Below are 2,414 nucleotides of genomic sequence, written 5' to 3' on the forward strand. Positions count from 1 at the left end.
CTATGATGGCGAGACGCATTGCTCGCTGCTCGGCTTTCCCGAAATCCGCGACCGGCTGATCGTGCTCAACGGCTGGTCGAAGACCTGGGCGATGACCGGCTGGCGCATGGGCTGGTCGATCTGGCCGAATGGCGACAAGGGCGCCCATCTCTACGACAAGGTGCGCAAGCTGGCGGTCAATTGCTGGTCCTGCGTCAACGCGCCGAGCCAGTTTGCCGGCATCGCCGCCATCGACGGCCCGCAGGACGACGTCGACGAGATGATGCGCGCCTTCGACCGCCGCCGGAAGATCGTCGTCGAGGGACTGAACGCCCTGCCCAACATATCCTGCATCACGCCCAAGGGCGCGTTCTACGCCTTCCCCAACGTCTCGAAGACCGGCTGGAAGGCCAAGAAGCTCGCCTCGGCACTGCTCGACGAGGCCGGCGTGGCGCTGATCGGCGGTCCCGATTTCGGCATTCTCGGCGAAGGCTATATCAGGCTCTCCTACGCCAATTCCGAGGAGAACATCTTGCGCGCGCTGGAGCGGATCGGAGCGTTCCTGGCGAAGTAGGCTTCAAAGCAGGCCGGTGGCCTCTTTCCGGGTGGTTGCGGCTGGCGACAATGATGGTGTCATGATCTGTCCGGACACGCACGGCCAAGGCTGGGCGGGCGTGTCGGGAACCGCTACGCTCCCTGGATCAGGATCGAAGCAGGTGACATAAAATGTTCTACGCAATCCTTGCCTATCACGTGGAAGATGCGATCAAGGCGCTGACGCCGCAGGAAGATGCAGCACTTATGGCCGACCTGCTGAAGATCAACACCCGGCTTCATGAGGAAGGCACGCTGGGGCCGTCCGCGCGTCTGGGCGCAACACAGGATGCCATCACCCTGCGCGGCCCGGGCGACGGTGTGATCATCGACGGTCCTTTCGCCGAAACCAAGGAACAGTTGCTCGGGCTCTATGTCGTCGACTGCGCCACGCGAGACGAGGCCATCGCGATCGCCCGCGACCTTCGCCGCGTCAATCCCACCGCCGTTTACGAGATCAGGCCCATTCTGCTGTTCAAGCCCGGCGTGCCGCTGGCCGGGAAATAAAACCATCCGGCTGGGTCCCCGCTGCTTCGCAGCGTCCCAGCGTTCGCCGGCCTTTCATCGTGCCACTGGCACGATGAATTCGCTTACGCGAACCGGGCTGCTCACCCACGCCCGACAAACGGCATCTTGGTCGCCATCACGGTCATGAACAGCACGTTGGCGTCGAGCGGCAGGCTGGCCATGTGGACGACGGCGTCGGCGACGCGCTGAACATCCATCACCGCTTCGGCTGCGATCGAGCCATTGGCCTGCGGCACACCGACCGTCATCGGCTGCGCCATGTCGGTCAGCGCATTGCCGATGTCGATCTGGCCGCAGGCGATGTCATAGGGCCGACCGTCGAGCGCCAGCGTCTTGGTCAGTCCGGTGATGGCATGCTTGGTCGCCGTGTAGGGCACCGAGCCCGGGCGCGGCGCATAGGCCGACACCGAACCGTTGTTGATGATGCGGCCACCCATCGGCTTCTGCTTGCGCATGGCGCCAAAGGCGGCACGGGCGCACAGGAACGAACCGGTGAGGTTGACGCCGACGATATCGTTCCACACTTCGACCGGTATCTCGTCGATCGGCGTCGATTTGTAGCCCATGCCGGCATTGTTGAAGAGCAGGTCGACACGGCCGAAGGCCGCCGCCACGGTCTCGAACAGATCGTCGACCTCGCCTGCCTTGCTGATATCGCAGGCAACCGCCAGGGCCTTGGCGTCGGTGGACCCGGCCTCAGCCACGGCTGCATCCAGCACGGATTTGCGGCGTCCGCAGAATACCGTGTTCCAGCCGGCCCTGAGCAGCGCCGTGGCGACGCTCTTGCCGATGCCCGTGCCGGCCCCGGTGACGATGGCGGTTCTTTGCTCGGTCATGGCTATTGTCCTCCGGCAGCGCTGCGCTTGCTCGACTGATTTTGGGGGGTTGGCTCGAAAAGGAAGGCATCGCAAATGACGGCGGCGATGGCAAGCGTGTCCATCCGGCCGGACCGACAAAAAGGGCGGCCATTGGCGACCGCCCCTGATCTGAACCGGGCTTGGGAGGAGGAAAAGCCGATCCGACTGTGTTGAATGATGCGCTTGCTGGGTTAATGAGCGGTTAACCCGGAAAGTGCCCCCTGTGCCGTTTTGGCCTACCAGCGCGGATTGGGTGACGTCCCGGCCTTGGCCGGCACCTTGGCCGCCGAAACCGTCGCCTCGACATGGTCGACCAGCGCGTCCGGCAGGCCGAGCCGGCCGGCAAGCAGGTCGAGATAACCGCGCTCGGCGCGTGTGTCGGGATCGATGGTCAGGCGCGACGCCGTGTAGAGTTCGAGCTTCTGCGCATCGGTCTTGGCGCCGGCCACCAGCCTG

The 2,414-nt window shown here is 64.4% G+C and carries 4 protein-coding genes; 2 read left to right on the top strand and 2 right to left on the bottom strand.

What is annotated here, in order from left to right:
• Both EN879_RS32165 and EN879_RS32170 read left to right on the top strand, forming a co-directional pair.
• A partial coding sequence (locus tag EN879_RS32165; protein WP_127274531.1) for an aminotransferase class I/II-fold pyridoxal phosphate-dependent enzyme occupies positions 1 to 553 on the top strand: 553 nt, incomplete at its 5' end.
• Positions 554 to 705: 152 nt separating this feature from the next.
• Entirely contained in the window at positions 706 to 1,080 is a 375-nt protein-coding gene (locus EN879_RS32170) for a YciI family protein (RefSeq protein ID WP_013529744.1), read from the top strand.
• A 101-nt stretch (positions 1,081 to 1,181) separates the two neighbouring features.
• Here the strand turns inward: EN879_RS32170 and EN879_RS32175 are convergent, their stop codons facing one another.
• The gene (locus EN879_RS32175) at positions 1,182 to 1,937 is read right to left on the bottom strand and encodes an SDR family oxidoreductase (protein ID WP_063168939.1); all 756 of its coding nucleotides are present in this window, start codon (positions 1,935 to 1,937) and stop codon (positions 1,182 to 1,184) included.
• 257 nt (positions 1,938 to 2,194) lie between these two features.
• Positions 2,195 to 2,414, bottom strand: a 220-nt coding sequence (locus tag EN879_RS32180) for a DUF533 domain-containing protein (protein ID WP_127274532.1), incomplete at its 5' end; no start/stop codon positions are given.

Source organism: Mesorhizobium sp. M7A.F.Ca.AU.002.02.1.1 (assembly GCF_003998535.1).
Lineage (GTDB): Bacteria > Pseudomonadota > Alphaproteobacteria > Rhizobiales > Rhizobiaceae > Mesorhizobium > Mesorhizobium ciceri.

Bases quoted from the DNA above. Each gene is read 5' to 3' on its own strand.
- EN879_RS32170 (WP_013529744.1), top strand. From the start codon at position 706: ATGTTCTACGCAATCCTTGCCTATCACGTGGAAGATGCGATCAAGGCG.
- EN879_RS32175 (WP_063168939.1), bottom strand. From the start codon at position 1,937: ATGACCGAGCAAAGAACCGCCATCGTCACCGGGGCCGGCACGGGCATC.